Raw genomic sequence first — 19,483 nt, forward strand, 5'->3', positions numbered from 1 at the left:
CGGGCGGCGCTGAAATTGGTTTTTGTGGGGATTTCGATGAAGTTTTGCCTACCCATCGAAATCTCCCAGATTGATGTTCAAACGGCCGAGCCGATACAGCAGCGTGCGTCGCGGCAAGCCCAGTTCACGGGCGGCGAGGGTCTGGTTGCCGTCGTTTTTGCGCAGGCAATCGAGCAATAACGTGCGTTCGACCTGCTCCAGACGTTCGCGCAAATTCAAGTGGCTGTTGTCTTCCGGCATTGCCTCCATGCGCAGGGAGAAATGCTCGGCGAGCAACTCGCCGCCTTCGCACAACAGCACCGCACGTTCGACCAATGCCTTGAGTTCACGCACGTTGCCGGGGAAGTTGTAGCCGGACAGGTGTTCCAGCGCCGCACTCGACCAGCGCACCGGATCGCGTTGCAAATACGTGCAGGTCTTCTCGGCGAAGTGCTGGGCCAGTTCGAGGATGTCGCCTTCACGCTGACGCAGCGCCGGCAGCTCGATCGGGAATTGCGCGAGGCGGTAGTACAAGTCCTCGCGGAATTTGCCTTCGCTGACCAGCGTCGACAGATCGCGGTGCGTTGCGGCGATGATGCGTACATCGATTTTGTGCGTGTCGTTGGAGCCCAGCGGACGGATCTCGCCTTCCTGCAACACGCGCAAGATCTTCGCCTGCAACGACAACGGCATGTCGCCGATCTCGTCGAGCAACAACGTGCCGCCATTGGCCGCATCGAACAGGCCGGCGCGGTCGCGATCGGCACCGGTGAACGCGCCTTTGCGATAGCCGAACAGCTCGCTTTCCAGCAGATTTTCCGGAACCGCCGCGCAGTTCTGCACGATAAACGCCTGGGAACGGCGCGGGCCGCAATCGTGAATCGCCCGCGCAACGACTTCCTTGCCGGTGCCGGTTTCGCCGCGCAACAACACGGTGTACGGGCTGTGCAGGACTTTGCTGATCAGCGAATGGGTCTGACGCATCGCCGCGCTTTTGCCGATCAAACCATAACCACTGATGCTCGGCACGCTGCGCGCTACCGTTGCCGATTCCGCCAGTGGCTGGCGCAGACGTTGCAGCAAATGCAACTGGCCAAGCACGAACGAGCCGAGCTGGCCGAGGGAATCGGCGAAGCCTTGCAGGTTGGTACGACGACGGCTGGCGCACAACAGCAAACCTTCAACAGCTTTGTGCTGATTGACCAGTGGCACGCACAACAGCGACTGCCACGGCGAGGTCGCCGCTGGCAGGAAACTGGTTTCGTGCAGGCTGCCGCTCAAGTCGTCGAGGCACACCACGCGGTTCTGGCACAGGGCGAATTGCAGCAGTTGCTCACCGTTGTAATCCGCCGGCAGGCTCGCCGCTTCACGCGGTTGCAAGGCGCCGTCGAGGTATTCGGCATTCATCCCCAGGCACGTGTGGGTGGCGTCGAGCAGATACAGCTGCGTCAATTCGCAACCGCTCAACTCGGCCAACCCACGCACGAAGTCACCCAGCAACGCAGCACCGTCCGCCGCCCGCGACAGACTGGCGAACTGCGCCAGCAACGCTTCGGCATAGACCAGTGGCTGCGGCACCTGAGTGAACATCACACCCACCTCAGGCGAACTCGCACGTCACGCTGGACTCGCCGTCGAGCGTGGCATGCACACGCTTGAGGCTTTCACCGGTGGCCATGGCGTCGAGCAAGCGGTCAGCCACCAGCGGCAGCACGTGCTGATCGAGCAGATGGTCGATCAGACGCGCACCGCTTTCGCTTTGCGTGCAACGCTCGGACAGGTGATCGACGAGGTTCTGGCACCAGCTGAAATCCAGCTGACGACGGTTGAGGCGCTCGCCGAGACGACCGAGTTTGATCTCGATCAGCTCGCGCAATACCGGGCCGCCGACCGGGTAGTACGGCACCACTTTCATCCGCGCCAGCAGCGCCGGTTTGAAGTGTTTGCTGAGTACCGGGCGAATGGTTTCTTCGAGGACTTCAGCGGTCGGGCGTGCGCCGTTTTCGCAGAGGTCGCTGATCTTGTCGCTACCGAGGTTCGAGGTCATCAGGATCAACGTATTGCGGAAGTCGATCTCGCGACCCTCGCCGTCGTTGGCCACGCCTTTGTCGAAGATTTGGTAGAACAGGTTGAGCACGTCCGGGTCAGCCTTTTCGACTTCATCGAGCAACACCACCGAGTACGGTTTCTGGCGTACGGCTTCGGTGAGCATGCCGCCCTCGCCGTAACCGACGTAGCCTGGTGGTGCGCCGATCAGACGGGAGACGGTGTGCTTCTCCTGGAACTCGGACATGTTGATGGTGGTGATGAAACGATCACCGCCGTACAGCAAGTCAGCCAGGGCCAGCGCGGTTTCGGTTTTACCGACGCCGCTCGGGCCGACCAGCAGGAACACACCGACCGGCGCGTCAGGCTTGTTCAGACCGGCAGCGGTGGCGCGCATCGAGCGATCCAGTGCGTGCACGGCCTGTTCCTGACCACGGATGCGCGTGCGCAGGTCAGTGGCGAAACTGGCGACTTTGGCGTTGTGCTCACGGGCCAGTTGCGCCAATGGCACGCCGGTCCAGGCGCTGATCACTTCGGCGACCAGACGCGGGCAGACTTCGAAGCTGACCAGACGCTCTTTGACTTGGGCGGCGGTCAGGGCGCTGTGGGTTTCGTTGAGCTGGGCTTCCAGCGCTTCGACGCTTTGGCCTTCTTCAACCTCAGCGGAGACGGTTTCGATCACGGTGCCTTCGGCGTCTTCTTCAACGGTGACCACTGGCTCGACCGCAGCAGCTTCGCGGGCCTTGGCCAGTTGCTGACGCAGTTCCAGCAGGCGCTCGGCCAGTTGCTTCTGTTCAGTCCACAGGGTTTCCAGCGCGACCATTTCAGTTTCGGCTTCGTCGAGACGCGCTTCCAATGCATCCAGCGCTTCGTGGTCGATCAGCAGACCGGCTTCGGCATCGCGGCGCAGGGCCTGACGCTGGCGGCCACCTTCAGCCAGTTCGCCACGCAGGCGCTCAAGGCTTTCCGGGGCGGCGGCGAGGCTGATGCGTACGCGGGCGCAAGCGGTGTCGAGCACATCGACAGCTTTGTCCGGCAGCTGCCGACCGGCCAGATAACGTGCGGACAATTCAGCCGCCGAAACCACCGCGTCATCGCGCAGGTAAATGCCGTGGCTCTTCTCGTAAACCTGGGCCAGACCACGAAGGATGGTCACCGCTTCACTGACGGTCGGTTCGTGCAGTTGCACCGGTTGGAAACGACGGGCCAGCGCCGGGTCTTTCTCGAAGTATTTCTTGTACTCGGCCCAGGTGGTCGCAGCGATGGTGCGCAGTTCGCCACGGGCCAGTGCCGGTTTCAGCAGGTTGGCCGCATCGGAACCGCCAGCGTTGCCGCCCGCGCCGATCAGGGTGTGGGCTTCGTCGATGAACAGAATGATCGGTTTTGGCGAGGCTTTGACTTCGTCGATCACGCCTTTAAGACGACGTTCGAACTCACCTTTGACGCTGGCGCCAGCCTGCAGCAGGCCCATGTCCAGCGACAGCAGTTCTACGCCTTTGAGCACTTGCGGCACTTCACCGGCGGCGATTCGCGACGCCAGACCTTCGACGATGGCGGTCTTGCCGACACCGGCCTCACCGACGACGATCGGGTTGTTCTTGCGGCGACGGGCGAGGATGTCGACCATCTGCCGAATCGCGCCGTCACGGCACAGCACCGGGTCGAGTTTGCCGTCGCGGGCCTGTTGGGTCAGGTTGTGGGTGAAGCGCTGCAGCAGCGATTCGCCCTGCGCCGCTGGTTTGCCGTTGGCCGCCGGTTGCTCCTGTTGCGACAGGGCAAATTCCTTCAGGCGATCAATGTTCAGCTTGGCGAGCAGCGGCTGATAACGGCTGCCGGCGTAGCGCATCGGATTACGCAGCAGCGCGAGGATCAGCGCGGCGTCTTCGACCTGGGTCTGGCCCAGTTCGAGATTGGCCACCAGCAGCGCGTCTTGCAGCCACTGCACCAGTTCCGGGGCGAACACAGGGTTACGCGAAGCGCTGTGTTCGACCCGCGATTGCAGCGCGGCGCTGAGTTCACCGGCGTCGACGTCTGCATCCTGCAGTGCGCGCGACAACAAGCCATTCGGGCGCTCGAGCAGGCCGAGCATCAAATCTTCGACGAGGATCTTGCTGCCACCACGGGCCACGCAACGCTCGGCAGAACGTTCCAGATCACGACGGGTTTCGGCGTCCAGCGCCTGGATGAGTTGTTGCAGGTCTACGTTGATCATGGCTCACGTCCTTAATGAATTTTGCTGCCCAGGGTCACCACGCCGTCCGCTTTCTCGCGGCCCAGCCAACTGGTCCAACCGAGGCGACAGGCGTTCTGCTCACCGATGCGCAGTTCGCGGATTTCTTCCTGGCGCAGGACCAGGCGAATGTCGTAATCGAGCGGGTCACGCAGGGTGAACCGCACCAGCGCGCAGAGCGGCTGGTAACCGAAACCGATCGGCAGGAATTCATGGAATCGCTGCCAGTCGAGTTCGGTGATGTGAATGCGGAATTTGCCGCTGCGGTCGCGCACGTGTTCGCCGAGCACCAGGTCTTCACCGAGCATGCTGTTGGCACGACCCAAACGATTGCGCTGCTCTTCGAGAATTTCTACGCGGCGCTCGATGCACTGCTCGATGACCAGGTCTTCGTGCTTGAAGTAGTAACGCAGTACGGCTTCGATCAGCGCCGCCGAGTGCGCCCGCAAGCTGAGCAGGCCGAGGTACGGCAGCAGGCGTTTCCAGTTGAGTTCCTTGGCCTTGCGGATCTCGTCGCCGCCCAGACCGATCAGGGCGAACAGCTGCGAGGAGAACGGGTCAATCGCGCCGCTCTGGAAGCTTGCGCGGTAACGATATTTGCGCCAGATCGGCAGCATCAGCCGTTGCAGGCGATGGTGAAAGAGGTCGAGGAAATTGCGCGTCGGGTTGCCGTCCTCGCTGTCGCCCAGGGCTTGTTCGCCATAGAACGCCGGCAGCGGCGAGCCGGAACCGACCAGGCCGATCAGGTTGAAACGCATGCGCGCGCGCATCTGCCCGTGCTCTTCGAAAAACTCGACGCGATCGACGTCGCTGCGCGGAAAGCCCAGGCTCGGGTTGGCCTGGAACTCCACGTGGTCGTACAGATCGTCTTCGCTCAGGTACGGGTGTGCTTCGCGCAGCCGGTCGATCACCAGCAGCACGGCCTGAAACAGCGAGTACTCGCGTATTACCTTGGTCAGCCCGCTTAAAGCAGGGGCTGCAGGCCCATACGTGGTGTCCATTGGTACACCTCTCCCTGTGTGCTTTTTACGCGCAGCTCATGGAATGAATTGAGACTGGCGTAAAGCGCGAAAAACTCGTTAAGAACCGAAGCGAAGACGAACAGGTCGCCTTCGCCGATGTACCCTTCCGGGTCGATGGTCAGTTCGGTGCGCAAACCGCGCACCGGCAACCCACGGTGCAAGCGGTCGACGTGGTGATGCTTGATGTGCTTGAGGCCGCCGAGCAAGCGTTTGCTGACCTTCTCCGCGTGCTGGTCGTAGTAGCGCGGCAAGTCGTAGGTTTCGAGAATCACCTTCAACGCATTGACGTCGGCCAGCGACAGATAGTTAAGCGACATGTTGCTGATCAGCTTCCACAGGAAGTCACGGTTCAGCGGTGGCGCGAAGCTGGAAGTGGCCGGGGTAATGTTGCGGAAGCTCAAGAACTCCGGCGTCTCTTCACTGGCCATGCAGATGTCGCCGAGCTTGAGCTTGCGCGGCAGGTTCTGGTTGGTGCACATCAGCTCGATCGACAGGGTTTCGTGGGCTTCGGTATGGCGAATACCGAAGCTCAGGTAGGTGTCGAGGCCGTCGTGCAGCAAGGACGAACGCTGGCGGATGCTGTAATGCGGACGGCTGTTGGGCACGTCGAAACTCGGGTCGTGCTCGAAGGATTCGAACGGCACGTATTCCTGATAACCGAGGCCGCCGGGCTTCCAGCCGGTCACGGTTTCCACCGAGAACACACCGCAGTTTTCCAGATCGTATTCCGCCGGCAGCAACAGGTATTCATCCTGCTTGCCGTCGAGGCGAATCGGCAGTGCGTCGTGGGCGAACAGGTTGGCAATCGGTGTGCAGAACAGTTTCACGTTATCCAAGGTCGGACGCATGCGCATGATGCCGCTCTTGCGAATATCGAAGCGCAATTCGAGGCCACGCATCTGCTTGAGGGTGTCTTCCGGCAGCGCGTTGATGATGTCCAGGCCGTTGACGTCGACGAACAGGAACTTGTCCTGGAAGGCGAAGTATTCCTGCAGGTAGCGATAGCCACGGAAGGTGTTCAGCGGATACGGGATCAACGCTTCTTCTTCGGCAAAGCCCACCGGTTTGACCCGATCACCGGGAATCTTGAACGCCATCGGCTTGCCGCTGACGCCATCGATCGGTTTGCCGGCACCGTCGAGCGGGATCAGTTCGATACCTTCGAGGTTGCGCAGCAGGCTCAGGTAGAGCATCTGACTGATATAGCGCTCACCGGCAAAGTGCAGACGCAGTTTGCTCAGTTCCAACTCACCGAGGTGGCCGTCGGCGCTCATTTCCAGGCGCAGGCTGAGCAGCGAGCCGTCGCCCTTCACCGAGTAATTCAGCGCGGCCAGATCCAGCGGCAACACTTCGGTCGGGTAGCAGGTGCGGAAGCGGCAACGCACGTCTTCGATCGGCTTGCTTTCAATCGGCGTATCACGCTCGACACGCAACGCCGGCCCGGATCGCTTGAGCGGATCGAACTGCAAAATGCTGAACGCCGGCAGCGGGCGCATGTAGTTCGGCCACAGCAGTTGCATCAGCGAATGGCTGAGTTCCGGCAGCTCGTCATCGAGCTTCTGGCGCAGACGCCCGGTCAGAAACGCAAAGCCTTCGAGCAACCGCTCCACATCCGGATCCCGCCCGGCCTGGCCCAGATACGGCGCCAACGCCGGACTACGCTCGGCGAAACGGCGACCGAGTTGGCGCAGCGCGGTGAGTTCGCTTTGGTAGTAGTGGTTAAAGGACACGGGTTACCTGCCTGGTAGTGGAACTCATCAAAAAAATATCCTGTAGAGCGCGACCGTCACGCCGGCACAGACGTAACCGCCAATCAGGAGAAACGGCACAATCGAGATCCAGCCGTACGCCATGTAGGCATCACTGAGCTGACCGACGGCCAGACTGAGCAAGCCATACAGCATCCATGGCACGGCATAGAACGGGATGAACTTCACCGGCGCCCACCAAACCATCCGCAATGCCTGCTGCTCGTTGCGGCTCTGCGCCGATCGGGACATCCATAGCGAAAAACCCAAAAGCCCGGGAATTCCCCACCACAACAGGTACTGCCAATAAATCCCGGACGACTCGGGTGTTGAATACTCGCCATTCCACAGGTCATAGGAACTGATCGCCAACACCGCCAGCAATGGCCACCATAAGGCCACCATGAAGAAGCTCAGTTGCGTGCGACTGAGCATAAGCATCTCGCTTGATGAGTCGGTCATCTGCGAACCTCCACAGCGTGATCCATGCACCATGTGCGGACATCGCGCTTGTCGAAGCCTGCGCACCCATTGTCTTTTGCGATCACGCGATATGAATGTTCAGGGACGTACGCAAAAAAGTAATAGTTGTCCCTGTCCTCACCGTAGAGCCAGTAAGACGAAGAGCCTTGATTGATTTCGTAAGGTTCGAATGTCCAGATGGACGACTGCGCAGGGATAAAATTTTCGCGGTCCATCAGCAACATAAAAGCGTTGGAAAGCGCGTGCGCAGCAAAATAGAGCATGCAGGCGAACGCTCCCACCACGAGTAGCAAGCGCTGCAGCCAAATCATTGCGAAGCGACCTGAGTCGGTCATGCGTCCGTCTCCTGCCCCGGGGTCGCTGGCACATATTTATTCATCGCTGCGCAACTCCCTGTTTTTGCGCCGTGATCGCGACACCCGTATAGACATAGAGCTCTTCACCGCCGTAGCCACCAATTGCCGCAGCGCTGAGTGGATGGCTGTCCCTGGTGCCATATCGAACCCAGCCTTCAGTCCACATCCCTCCACTTTCGTGACGAATTTCCACGTAATAGTCCGGCGCTTCGTGCTTAGTAATCTCGACGAATACCCCCCCATCCTCGGCGCCAATCCACAACGCGTGGGGATGAGCGAACAGCTTTGGTTCGGTCGAGCTTTCCATCCGCAGCAGCAGCGTCAAGCCGACCAAAATCGCCAGCAAACCAACCGAGCTGAGAAAAGCCACAAGACATTGCCAGGCTCTGTGTTTCATTGAGCCGACCCGAACATGTGCTTCATGGACAGAACGCCCCGCTATCGACTATCCATGAACGAACAACGCCACTCAGGTGTTTCTTAGTCATCAGCTCGACCCTGGCGAATTGCCGATAATCACCGTCCCGGAACCTGCCGTGACCTTGTTTCCGTGAATACCAACCGAACCCACGGTCGCGGCCGGTTTGCCATTGATCAAAACCGTGGTCGCCAGATCGCCGACCATCGCACCACCACACGCCGAGGCATCGCCTTGGCGGGCGGCCGCGAGGCCGTCGAAGAACACGTCGCCGGAACCGGCGGCGATCGGGTTGGTACCGTGGCCTGGAAGTGGGCAAGCGGTGGGGTCGGATACGCGTGCTGCTGGTTTGCCAGACATCGGGGATCTCCTTAGGTGACCTTCACTTGTCCGCTGCCATCCAGGCGCGCGGAAAAACTGACCTGACGCTTGAACCCTTCAACTTCCAGCAGGCCTTCGATGCTGAAGGCGAGGCGAAGTTGATCGTGGTCACGCGGCAGGGAAATGACACGCACGTTGCTCAGGCGCGGCTCGTAGGCTTCGATGAAATTCTCGATGGCCAGACGGGCCTGACTCAGGGAGTCGTGCAGGCTCAGACGCATGTCATTGAGATCGGGCAACCCGTAGTCGGCCAGCGTTTGCACGCTGCCGGCCCGGGTGCTGAGCATTTTGGCCAGATGGGCAGCCACTGACGCCATGGCACAAGCCTCAAGGCTGTTGCCCTTGCGTAGTTGCGCGTCGCCGTTAAGGCGTTCGAACAGGCTGCCGTATCCGTCCATGAGTCGCTCTTACTCTTTGTCCAGCTTGCCAACCAGCGACAGGGTGAAATCGGCACCCATGTACTTGAAGTGCGGACGCACGTTCAAGCTCACGCGGTACCAGCCCGGCTCGCCTTCAACGTCGCTGACGATCACTTGCGCAGCGCGCAGCGGACGACGGCCACGCACTTCGGCGCTCGGGTTTTCCTGGTCGGCAACGTACTGACGGATCCACTTGTTCAGTTCCAGCTCGAGGTCGGTACGCTCTTTCCACGAACCGAGTTGCTCGCGCTGCAGCACTTTCAAGTAGTGAGCCAGACGGTTGACGATCATCATGTACGGCAGTTGGGTGCCGAGCTTGTAGTTCAGCTCTGCGGCCTTGCCTTCTGCGCTGATGCCGAAGAACTTCGGCTTCTGTACCGAGCTTGCGGAGAAGAACGCCGCGTTGTCGGAGCCTTTACGCATGGTCAGGGAGATGAAGCCTTCCTCGGCCAGTTCGTATTCACGACGGTCGGAAACCAGAACCTCAGTAGGGATCTTGGTTTCGATTTCGCCCATGCTTTCGAAATGGTGCAACGGCAGGTCTTCAACCGCGCCACCGCTCTGCGGGCCGATGATGTTCGGGCACCAGCGGAATTTGGCGAAGCTGTCGGTCAGCTTGGTGCCGAACGCGTAAGCCGTGTTGCCCCACAGGTAGTGCTCGTGGCTGTTGGCAACGGTTTCCTTGTACACGAACGATTTGACCGGGTTTTCTTCCGGATCGTACGGGTTACGCAGCAGGAAACGCGGCACGGTCAGACCAACATAGCGGGAGTCTTCCGAAGTACGGAAGCTCTGCCATTTGGCGAATTGCGGGCCTTCAAAGTGGTCTTTCAGATCTTTCAGATCCGGCAGGCCGGTGAAGCTTTCCAGACCGAAGAATTTCGGGCCGGCAGCAGCGATGAACGGCGCGTGCGACATGCACGAAACGCTGGCCACGTACTGCATCAGCTTGACGTCTGGCGAGCTTGGCGACATGTAGTAGTTAGCGATGATCGCGCCCACAGGCTGACCACCGAACTGGCCGTATTCAGCAGTGTAGATGTGCTTGTACAGGCCCGACTGCATGACTTCCGGCGAGTCTTCGAAATCGTCCAGCAGGTCTTCTTTCGAGACGTTGAGGATTTCGATTTTGATGTTTTCGCGGAAGTTGGTGCGGTCGACCAGCAACTGCAGGCCACGCCACGACGACTCCAGAGCCTGGAAGTCCGGGTGGTGCAGGATCTCGTCCATCTGACGGCTGAGCTTGGCATCGATCTCGGCGATCATGCGGTCAACCATGGCCTTCTTGACCGGCTCACCGTTGTTCTGCGGCTTGAGCAGTTCTTCGATGAAGGCCGACACACCGCGCTTGGCGATGTCGTAGGCTTCGTCGTCCGGAGTCAGACGGGTTTCGGCGATGATGCTGTCGAGAATGCTGTATTCGCCGCTGGCGGCGCTCTTCTCTTGTGCTGCGCTAGTGCTCATTGTGTTGGCTTCCTTGGCTGGAGTCTCAGGCGTCCGGGGCTGCGGCGTTCAGGCCCAGCTCACCGAGTACGCGACCGCGGGATTCGTCGTCGGCGAGCACGCCTTCGATCGCTTTACGGAACGCAGGTGCGTTACCCAGCGGGCCTTTGAGGGCCACCAGCGCATCGCGCAGTTCCATCAGTTTTTTCAGCTCAGGCACTTGCTCGACCAGGCTGGCCGGGTTGAAGTCCTTCATCGAATTGACGCGCAGTTGCACAGCCAGCTCGTCGGCCTCGCCATCTTCCTGCAGACGGTTCGGCACGCTCAGCGTCAGACCCAGTTCTTGCTTGGCCAACACTTCGTCGAAGGTCATCTTGTCGATGCTGATCGGCTTGCGATCTTCGATTTTGCGATCGTCCTTGCGGTGGGTGTAGTCACCGATTGCCAGCAGCTTCAGCGGCAGTTCAATCTCTTCCTGAGCACCGCCGGTGGCGGGTTTGAAGGTGACGTTGATGCGTTCCTTGGGGGCTACCGAGCCTTCTTTGGCCATGGCTTTTCTCCTTGCGGTTGTGGCCCTGGGGCCTATTCGAGTACCACTTCGAGGTCGAGGTGGCACAGCCTGCGATAAATCTCTTCCTTGCGTTCACGTACGGCATGGTTCTGCGGCAACAACTCGCAGCAACTGTGCAGCAGGTGCAGCACTTCCAATGCAAGATCGGGCTCCCAGGCGTGCAGGCCTGAGTCCTGTAATGTCTGATCGAGGGTTTCCAGCTGGTTCTTGGCCAGTTCGTATTTCTTGGCCATGAAGCACAGCCGCGCGAGGGCGAACTGCCAGAAGAAACGTTCGCGTCCGCCGTGGGCGGATTGCAAACCCTGCTTGAGGGTCTGCACGGCCGGCTTCAGGCCTTCCTTGCGCAGCAGCGGCAGAACTTCTTCGAGGGCTTTTTCCCAGGCTGGCTGGGTTTCGACGTTTTCGCTTTCGACCTTGCGCGGCGCGCTGGCGCTTTGCAGGTGCGGCATGACATTGGCGGCGATCCACGCCCGGGTGGACGGATCGGCAAACGGCGCGCCGTCATGGAAGCGCAACTCGACAATGCCGGGCAGCCGTTGAATCAAAAGCGCGAAGTGGATTTCCACTTCGCGCATTGCCAACTCGGCGTTGAGGTTCTGGAGACACTCCCAGACCATCCTCTGCCCATCGAACCAGAACGGCGCCTTCGCCAGGCTCGCCTCCAGTTCCACCAGCAGGTCAGCGTATTTGCCTTGATCGAAACGGTCTTGGTAGAGCTTGAGTTTTTCCAGTGGCAGGCCGCGCAACACGGTGATCTGTTCGGCGTTGCGCTCGGGTACTGCGTCGATGGTCATCCACAGCAACGTGCGATTCAGGCGCAGGGCGCGCAGGTCAGTAGCCTTCTGCTTGAGCCACCAGGCGCACAGCGGGCGCGCGCTTTCCTGTTGGGCGCGCAGGGCTTTGTGTGCATCTCGTTCGTTGTCGATCGGTGCGCCGGGGGTGAGCAACTGGCTCGCCGCCTGCTTGACCTGCGCCACCGCCGCACCGACCACACCGGGGGCCGGCTGATTGTCGGCCGCGCGCTGGATCATGGTTTTCAGGCGACGGGAGATCGGCAGCAGCAATGGCGAATCATCGCCCAGGTGCTCAGCACACGCCGCTTCAAGGCCGGACAGGTGCTCGGAGAGCTGCCGGAACATCGGCAACTGCTCTTTGATCGCAATGTTTTCGGTGATGACTTGCTCGAGACGCGGTACCAGCCAGCCGATGGCGGCGGCACGAGTACGGGGTTTGAGCGGGTGAACGTCGGCCCAGTTGTTTTCCGACAGATGGTGCAGCAGACCGAGACCGGCCAGCAGCCCGGGGAAGGATTCGCGCTGGTACAGCGACCAGGTCAGCCAGGCGCCGACACGTAAATCCTTGGATTGGGTACGCAGCAGATTTTCGCTGTTTTCGCGAATTTTCAGCCAGTCGATCTGCCCGCTTTCGTGCATCGACGAGGCTTTGGCGAGCTCACTTTCCAAGGCCTCGAATTCGCTCGAAAAACGAACGTCTTCGCCCGCGAAATTCTCTTTGGAAACAGAGACTTTAGCGAGTTCGAGGTAATGGGCGGAAAGTTTGCTTGAGTAGGACATCCATGGCCTTTATTAAGGATTACAGTCAGGCGCCTATTGGAGTTACCGCGGCGCGGGACAGTATCGAAGAGCGGTGAAGCGACTCATCCAATTGAGATGTGCTCTTTCAAGTGGGCGCATCGTAATCACTATGATGGCCACTAGCAAGCATCTGATTAAACAACAAGACGAACTGTTCTTTGTTTGTTGTAGGAGGTTTCCCTATATTTAGTCAGGGAATCCCCGATGCCGTCTTCATATATACGCAGCCGCACGAAACACCTGAAAACCCTGATTTAGAGCGATCGTTCCAATCTGCCGTGATCACCGAAAACCGGGGCCGACGACAATGGCGCGGAGCATGACGGGTTTTGAAAAAAACGGATGTAGGATGATTCCGAAAGATTTCAGTGTTGTTTCAACAATTCACAGCGAGACAACCAACAATGGCAAAAGTGCCATCACTATGATGGCTTTTATATATAGGGTATTGATTTAAGTGTGAGGCAGATCGATCGCCAACCAATGCAATTGGTTACGTGGCTTTATTATTGCTGCAGTGCATAACAAATAGGCAGGCATAAAAAATGGGCACCCGACCGCAATCGGTGTGCCCATTTTTTCAGCGGTTCTCCCCGTTATTCGAGGAGTTCGCCGCAATTAAGGATTTACGCTGTCTTTCAACGATTTGCCTGGCTTGAACGCAACAGTGTTGCTGGCCTTGATTTTAACCGGCTCGCCGGTTTGCGGGTTTTTGCCGGTGCGGGCGCCGCGGTGGCGTTGCAGGAAGGTGCCGAAGCCGACCAGCGTCACGCTGTCCTTGCGGTGCAGAGCGCCGGTGATTTCTTCGAGAACGGCGTTGAGTACGCGGTTGGCCTGTTCTTTGGTCAGATCTGCTTTTTCAGCGATTGCAGCGGCGAGTTCTGGTTTACGCATTAGTGAAGCCCCTTTGACGGTTTTTTGTTGTTATGTCCGTGCTGTTCTCGTTGGAACAGCGCCCAAGGCGCCGCAGGCTCTACTCTGCGGCAGACGGGAGTGAGAATGGCACGCGGATACCGGCGGCGCCAGTCTCCACGCGACCTTTGTAGGGGCAAAAGCGGGGTGATTCCGACAGAACGACCGGTATTTACGCCAGCAGGGCCGGAAGCTGTTTGTTGAGGGCGAGTTTTTCCATCACGGCTGCACCGGTTAGCGCGTAACCGAGCAATTGGCCGTCGGCGCTGTGACACAGCGCCTTGATGTCGGCGCCCTGGCCTTCGACGGTCCAGACACCTTCGCTGCCCCGTGGTGGCGGCGAAACCACCAGCGGGCACACCGGGGTTTTCACGGTGATCGGCATCGGGCCGTAGCTCACGGCGGTCGGGTTACCCGTCAGGGTTTGCGCCAGCGCGCGCGCGCAACTCATCAGGGGCATCACGTACAGCAGATTCAATCCGTCGACCTCGGCGCAGTCGCCCAGGGCGTAAATATTGGCGTGGGAGGTTTTCAGGTGCCGGTCGACCACGACGCCGCGGTTGACCTGCACGCCGGCAGCCGCCGCCAGATCGATACGCGGGCGCAGGCCGATGGCCGAAACCACTACGTCGCAAGGAATGACCTGGCCGTCGGACAGGTGCGCTTCCAGGCCGTCGGCGACTTTTTGCAGGCGGGTCAGTACCGGGCCGAGGTGGAATTTCGCACCGAGGCTTTCCAGCCCGGCCTGCACCGCCGCCGCAGCGGCCGGGTGCAGCAGCATCGGCATGACTTGTTCACAGGGTGCAACCAGTTGCACTTCGTAGCCGCCAAGTATCAGGTCGTTGGCAAACTCACAGCCGATCAGGCCAGCGCCGAGCAGTAGCACCCGACGCTTGCCCGCCGCAGCGGCGCGGAAACGCGCATAGTCTTCGAGATCATTGATCGGGAACACCAGATCGCTGCCATCGCCTTCAATCGGCACACGCACGGTTTCCGCGCCCCAGGCGAGAATCAGGTCGCGATAGCTGACCGCCTCCTCGCCAATCCACAGGCGCTTGTGGCCAGCGTCGATGCCGCTGATGCGCGTGTGTGTGCGCACTTCGGCCTTCAACTGCTCGGCCATGGTGCCCGGCTCGGCCATGCTCAGGCCGTCGGCGTCCTTGTTCTTGCCGAAACCGGTGGAGAGCATCGGCTTGGAGTAAGAGCGGCCGTCATCAGCGGTGATCAGCAGCAACGGGGTTTCGCTGTCGAGCTTGCGAAACTCGCGGGCCAGGTTGTAGCCCGCCAGGCCAGTGCCAATGATGACGACAGGTGCGCTCATGCCTTATTCCTTGATTGTGCTTAGTTGATTTCGATCATTTCGAAGTCCATTTTGCCGACGCCGCAGTCCGGGCACAGCCAGTCTTCCGGCACGTCTTGCCACAAGGTGCCCGGCGCAATGCCGTCATCCGGCCAACCGTCGGCTTCGTTGTAGATCAGGCCACAGACGATGCATTGCCACTTTTTCATTCAGATACTTCCTCAGGGTTCAGGCTGGGTGCCGGCGCGGACGGTCGATGGGTGCTGCGCTGCCATCCGGCTCAGGGCGTTTTGTACTGATGGTGCCGGGCAGATGCAAGCCTGTTCGGCGCAACGGCGACCCGGATCAATCAATAGCGCAGCTCGCCATGGTAAGCTCGCCGCCTCATTTGCGGCCAATAATGACTCATTGTGCAACATTCAAATGCCTGCCCGACCCCGCTCTGGCTGACCCAAAGCCGACTGACGCCCCTCCCCGATTCGTTGACCCTCGACTGGTTGTTCGACGAAGGCTCCCTCACCCGCCGACTGACCCGGTTGTCCAATGACGGCTTCAGCGTCACGCCGCTGTTTGAAGGCTGGGACACCTTGCGCGCTGACGAATGTGCGGCGCTGGATCTGGCTGAGGGCAGCGAAGGCTGGGTACGCGAGGTGTATTTGCGCGGTCACGGCGAGGCTTGGGTGTTCGCCCGCAGCGTGGCTTCGCGCGCCGCTTTGCAGGGCGACGGTTTGCACATGGACGAACTGGGCAGCCGCTCGCTGGGCGAATTGCTGTTTTGCGATCAGGCCTTCCAGCGTCGCGCCCTCGAAGTTTGTCACTACCCTGAACAATGGTTGCCGCCAGACGTGAAGGCGCCTGAGCTGTGGGGTCGGCGTTCGCGTTTCGACCGTGGCGCTTTGAGCGTATTGGTCGCGGAAATCTTCCTGCCGAGCCTGTGGCGCACCGCTCGCGCCCATCCGGAGAACTGCTGATGTATCAGAGCCTGCTCAAGTCGCTGAACCGCTTGAACCCGCGCGCCTGGGATTTCATTCAGTTGACGCGGATGGACAAGCCGATCGGCATCTACCTGCTGCTGTGGCCGACCCTGTGGGCGTTGTGGATTGCTGGCAAAGGCTCGCCGTCGCTGGCCAACGTGGTGATTTTCGTCCTCGGCGTGGTACTGACCCGCGCCGGCGGTTGCGTGATCAACGACTGGGCCGACCGCAAGGTCGACGGCCACGTCAAACGCACCGCGCAGCGACCGCTGGCCAGCGGCAAGATCAGTTCGAAAGAAGCGCTGGTGTTCTTCGCCCTGTTGATGGGCGTGAGTTTTCTGCTGGTGCTGTGCACCAATGCACCGACGATCTGGCTGTCGCTCGGTGGTCTGGCGTTGGCCTTCACTTATCCGTTCATGAAGCGCTACACCTATTACCCGCAAGTGGTGCTAGGCGCGGCGTTTTCGTGGGGCATGCCGATGGCGTTCACGGCCGAGACCGGTGAACTGCCGGCGGCAGCGTGGCTGCTGTGGATCGCCAACCTACTGTGGACGGTGGGTTACGACACCTATTACGCGATGACCGATCGGGATGACGATTTGAAGATTGGCGTGAAATCCACGGCGATTCTGTTTGGCGAGGCGGACCGGGTGATCATCCTGAGTTTGCAGGCATTGTCGCTGGGTTGCCTGATGCTGGCGGGATCCAAATTTGAGCTGGGAATCTGGTTCCATCTTGGCTTGCTGGTGGCTGCCGGGTGTTATGCGTGGGAATTCTGGTACACGCGGGATCGCGACCGGATGCGCTGCTTCAAAGCGTTTTTGCACAACCACTGGGCTGGATTGGCGATTTTCGTCGGGATCGTGCTGGATTACGCGTTGCGCTAAACGCAAATCAATGTAGGAGTGAGCCTGCTCGCGATAGCGGTGTATCAGTTAACGAAAATGCCGACTGATACACCGCTATCGCGAGCAGGCTCACTCCTACAAGGGACCGCGTTTATTTGGCTTTGGCGACTTTCCAGGCGCCGTCCATTTTGCCGTCACCGGTCATGTCACCGGCCTTCTTGTCCATCACGAAGGTGTACAGCGGCATGCCTTGATAGGCCCACTGCATTGAGCCGTCGTCGCGCTTGATGACAGTCCAGTCACCCATCGACTTGTCACCCGCCGTCGCCATCAACGGAGGCCAGTTCGTTGCGCATTTGTCGTTGCACATCGACTTGCCGCCCGAGTCCTTGGCGAAGGTGTACAGAGTCATGCCCTTGTGATCGGTGTACATGCCGTCCTTCTCCATCGCAGGATCCGCGGCCAGTACAAATCCAGGCAGAGTCAGGGCAGCAGCCATCAGCATGGCTTTGAAAGAAACAGTCATTTGAGTCATGGAAACCTTCTTTTGTGGTTGTCAGGATTCGGACTTAGAGCTTAGTTGAGGATTTGCACAATCGCCGCCGGACTAAAATACTGTCACACGACTGCAATAATTCCGTTATCTAATGCGGCGCAAGACAGTTAAATGACAAGAGGATTAAGGCATGGTTGGCAGGAGCATTCTGATCGTCGACGACGAAGCGCCCATTCGCGAAATGATCGCCGTTGCGTTGGAGATGGCCGGCTATGACTGCCTTGAGGCAGAGAACTCGCAGCAGGCGCACGCCATCATCGTCGACCGCAAGCCGGACCTGATCCTGCTCGACTGGATGCTGCCCGGCACCTCCGGCATCGAACTGGCCCGTCGTCTCAAGCGTGACGAGCTGACCGGGGACATCCCGATCATCATGCTCACCGCCAAGGGCGAAGAGGACAACAAGATCCAGGGTCTTGAAGTCGGCGCCGACGACTACATCACCAAACCGTTTTCCCCGCGCGAACTGGTCGCCCGCCTCAAAGCCGTGTTGCGCCGCGCCGGCCCGACCGACGGCGAAGCGCCGATCGAAGTCGGCGGCCTGCTGCTCGACCCGATCAGCCACCGCGTGACCATCGACGGCAAACCCGCCGAAATGGGCCCGACCGAATACCGTCTGCTGCAATTCTTCATGACCCACCAGGAACGCGCCTACACCCGTGGCCAGTTGCTGGATCAGGTCTGGGGCGGCAACGTCTATGTTGAAGAGCGCACCGTCGACGTGCACATCCGGCGCCTGCGCAAGGCGCTCGGCGACGCCTACGAAAATCTGGTACAAACCGTGCGCGGCACCGGCTACCGGTTTTCCACCAAGGCCTGATCCGACCGCCAGACTCGCTGACAAGGACCGTATTTTCCGTGAATCAAAACTGGCATGGCACCCTGATTCGCCACATGCTGCTGTTGGTCACCGCCTGCCTGGTGATCGGCCTGATCACCGGCTATTACGGCTGGAGCCTCGCCGCGGGCCTGGGGATTTATCTGGCCTGGACGCTCAAGCAATTGCTGCGTCTGCACGAATGGCTGCGCCAGCATCAACCCGACGAAGCACCGCCCGATGGCTATGGCCTGTGGGGCGAAGTATTCGACAGCATCTACCATTTGCAACGCCGCGATCAGCGCGTGCGCGGGCGCCTGCAAGCGGTGATCGACCGGGTGCAGGAATCCACCGCTGCGCTGAAAGACGCGGTGATCATGCTCGACAGCGACGGCAATCTGGAATGGTGGAACCGCGCCGCCGAAACCTTGCTTGGCCTCAAGACCCCCCAGGACAGCGGCCAACCGGTGACCAACCTGGTGCGCCATCCGCGTTTCAAGGAGTACTTCGAGCAGGACAGCTACGCCGAGCCGCTGGAAATCCCCTCGCCAACCAACGATCGCGTGCGCATTCAGCTGTACCTGACCCGCTACGGCAACAACGAACACTTGATGCTGGTGCGCGACGTCACGCGTATCCATCAGCTGGAACAGATGCGCAAAGATTTCATTGCCAACGTCTCCCACGAATTGCGCACGCCGCTGACAGTGATCTGCGGCTACCTGGAAACCCTGCTCGACAACGTCGAGGAAGTGAATCCGCGCTGGAGCCGAGCCCTGCAGCAGATGCAGCAACAGGGCGGACGCATGCAGACGCTGCTCAATGATTTGTTGTTGCTGGCGAAACTCGAAGCCACCGATTACCCGTCGGACAACCAGCCAGTGCAGATCGACACCCTGCTGCAATCGATCAAGAGCGATGCGCAGCAATTGTCCGGCGCGAAGAAACAGCGCATCAGCCTCGAAGCCGATGCCGGCCTGTTGCTCAAGGGCAGCGAGGCGGAGTTGCGCAGTGCGTTTTCCAATCTGGTGTTCAACGCGGTGAAGTACACCCCGGCCGAGGGCAACATCCGCATTCGCTGGTGGGGTGACGATCAAGGCGCACACCTGAGCGTGCAGGATTCCGGCATCGGCATCGACAGCAAACACCTGCCGCGCCTGACCGAACGTTTCTACCGCGTCGACTCCAGCCGCAACTCCAATACCGGCGGCACCGGGCTTGGCCTGGCCATCGTCAAACACGTGTTGCTGCGCCACCGCGCGCGCATGGAGATCAGCAGCGTGCCCGGTCACGGCAGCACGTTCACCTGCCATTTCGCCCCGGCTCAGGTGGCTCAGGCGCGAGCCATCAGCGCCGCCGAGTAAGACCGACCGGCACTCGCCACT

Annotated in this window: 19 protein-coding genes and 1 pseudogene; 4 read left to right on the plus strand and 16 right to left on the minus strand. The window is 60.1% G+C overall.

Features of this window, described 5'->3' with window-relative positions:
* Positions 1–48: 48 nt before the first annotated feature.
* The 15 genes and pseudogenes from ACOYXH_RS24910 to ACOYXH_RS24980 form a co-directional block, all read right to left on the minus strand.
* On the minus strand, positions 49–1,569 hold the full coding sequence (locus tag ACOYXH_RS24910) for a sigma-54 interaction domain-containing protein (protein WP_095125041.1): 1,521 nt from the start codon (positions 1,567–1,569) through the stop codon (positions 49–51).
* Positions 1,570–1,579: 10 nt separating this feature from the next.
* A complete protein-coding gene (gene tssH, locus ACOYXH_RS24915; RefSeq protein ID WP_095049658.1) occupies positions 1,580–4,237 on the minus strand; it encodes a type VI secretion system ATPase TssH in 2,658 nt (885 codons plus the stop codon).
* An 11-nt stretch (positions 4,238–4,248) separates the two neighbouring features.
* Positions 4,249–5,256, minus strand: a complete 1,008-nt coding sequence (gene tssG, locus ACOYXH_RS24920; RefSeq protein WP_095049657.1) for a type VI secretion system baseplate subunit TssG — start codon at positions 5,254–5,256, stop codon at positions 4,249–4,251.
* Entirely contained in the window at positions 5,220–7,007 is a 1,788-nt protein-coding gene (gene tssF, locus ACOYXH_RS24925) for a type VI secretion system baseplate subunit TssF (protein WP_016985778.1), read from the minus strand. Before tssF ends, tssG begins: the two co-directional genes overlap by 37 nt.
* Positions 7,008–7,034: 27 nt before the next feature.
* Positions 7,035–7,487, minus strand: coding sequence for a hypothetical protein (locus ACOYXH_RS24930; protein ID WP_460410006.1), 453 nt, complete (start codon positions 7,485–7,487; stop codon positions 7,035–7,037).
* Complete coding sequence (locus ACOYXH_RS24935) at positions 7,484–7,843, minus strand: hypothetical protein (protein ID WP_007920282.1); 360 nt, start codon at positions 7,841–7,843, stop codon at positions 7,484–7,486. Before ACOYXH_RS24935 ends, ACOYXH_RS24930 begins: the two co-directional genes overlap by 4 nt.
* Positions 7,844–7,883: 40 nt before the next feature.
* On the minus strand, positions 7,884–8,261 hold the full coding sequence (locus tag ACOYXH_RS24940; protein WP_095049654.1) for a hypothetical protein: 378 nt from the start codon (positions 8,259–8,261) through the stop codon (positions 7,884–7,886).
* Positions 8,262–8,366: 105 nt separating this feature from the next.
* A pseudogene (locus ACOYXH_RS24945) lies at positions 8,367–8,642 on the minus strand (PAAR domain-containing protein); the annotation flags it as partial.
* Positions 8,643–8,653: 11 nt separating this feature from the next.
* Positions 8,654–9,061 carry a type VI secretion system baseplate subunit TssE gene (gene tssE / locus ACOYXH_RS24950; protein WP_007920274.1) on the minus strand — a complete coding sequence of 136 codons (408 nt, stop codon included), beginning with the start codon at positions 9,059–9,061 and terminating at the stop codon, positions 8,654–8,656.
* 9 nt (positions 9,062–9,070) lie between these two features.
* Positions 9,071–10,546, minus strand: a complete 1,476-nt coding sequence (gene tssC / locus ACOYXH_RS24955) for a type VI secretion system contractile sheath large subunit (RefSeq protein WP_016772499.1) — start codon at positions 10,544–10,546, stop codon at positions 9,071–9,073.
* A 25-nt stretch (positions 10,547–10,571) separates the two neighbouring features.
* Positions 10,572–11,075: a type VI secretion system contractile sheath small subunit gene (gene tssB, locus ACOYXH_RS24960; protein ID WP_003229587.1), complete on the minus strand. Its 504-nt coding sequence runs from the start codon at positions 11,073–11,075 to the stop codon at positions 10,572–10,574.
* Positions 11,076–11,107: 32 nt separating this feature from the next.
* Positions 11,108–12,670, minus strand: coding sequence for a type VI secretion system protein TssA (gene tssA, locus ACOYXH_RS24965; RefSeq protein WP_095049653.1), 1,563 nt, complete (start codon positions 12,668–12,670; stop codon positions 11,108–11,110).
* Positions 12,671–13,309: 639 nt separating this feature from the next.
* Complete coding sequence (locus ACOYXH_RS24970) at positions 13,310–13,585, minus strand: HU family DNA-binding protein (RefSeq protein ID WP_003213368.1); 276 nt, start codon at positions 13,583–13,585, stop codon at positions 13,310–13,312.
* Between the two features lie 190 nt (positions 13,586–13,775).
* Positions 13,776–14,924: an NAD(P)/FAD-dependent oxidoreductase gene (locus ACOYXH_RS24975; protein ID WP_460410007.1), complete on the minus strand. Its 1,149-nt coding sequence runs from the start codon at positions 14,922–14,924 to the stop codon at positions 13,776–13,778.
* A gap of 20 nt (positions 14,925–14,944) precedes the next feature.
* Positions 14,945–15,112: a rubredoxin gene (locus ACOYXH_RS24980; RefSeq protein ID WP_003437744.1), complete on the minus strand. Its 168-nt coding sequence runs from the start codon at positions 15,110–15,112 to the stop codon at positions 14,945–14,947.
* Between the two features lie 201 nt (positions 15,113–15,313).
* Here ACOYXH_RS24980 and ACOYXH_RS24985 point away from each other — a divergent pair, with 201 nt between their 5' ends.
* Together ACOYXH_RS24985 and ubiA are read left to right on the plus strand one after the other, a co-directional pair.
* On the plus strand, positions 15,314–15,874 hold the full coding sequence (locus tag ACOYXH_RS24985) for a chorismate--pyruvate lyase family protein (protein WP_460410008.1): 561 nt from the start codon (positions 15,314–15,316) through the stop codon (positions 15,872–15,874).
* Positions 15,874–16,764, plus strand: a complete 891-nt coding sequence (gene ubiA / locus ACOYXH_RS24990) for a 4-hydroxybenzoate octaprenyltransferase (RefSeq protein ID WP_093429631.1) — start codon at positions 15,874–15,876, stop codon at positions 16,762–16,764. The genes ACOYXH_RS24985 and ubiA overlap by 1 nt, the downstream gene beginning before the upstream one ends.
* A 112-nt stretch (positions 16,765–16,876) precedes the next feature.
* Here the strand turns inward: ubiA and ACOYXH_RS24995 are convergent, their stop codons facing one another.
* Positions 16,877–17,260, minus strand: a complete 384-nt coding sequence (locus tag ACOYXH_RS24995; protein ID WP_095049648.1) for a COG4315 family predicted lipoprotein — start codon at positions 17,258–17,260, stop codon at positions 16,877–16,879.
* 151 nt (positions 17,261–17,411) lie between these two features.
* On the opposite strand from ACOYXH_RS24995, the gene phoB reads away from it, so the two are divergent.
* Both phoB and phoR read left to right on the plus strand, forming a co-directional pair.
* Positions 17,412–18,101 (plus strand): phosphate regulon transcriptional regulator PhoB, encoded by a 690-nt coding sequence (gene phoB, locus ACOYXH_RS25000; protein WP_007896474.1) that lies wholly within the window; start codon positions 17,412–17,414, stop codon positions 18,099–18,101.
* A gap of 74 nt (positions 18,102–18,175) precedes the next feature.
* On the plus strand, positions 18,176–19,462 hold the full coding sequence (phoR, locus tag ACOYXH_RS25005; protein ID WP_256587191.1) for a phosphate regulon sensor histidine kinase PhoR: 1,287 nt from the start codon (positions 18,176–18,178) through the stop codon (positions 19,460–19,462).
* The last annotated feature ends 21 nt before the right edge of the window (positions 19,463–19,483 follow it).

The organism is Pseudomonas sp. Mb7 (assembly GCF_054790525.1).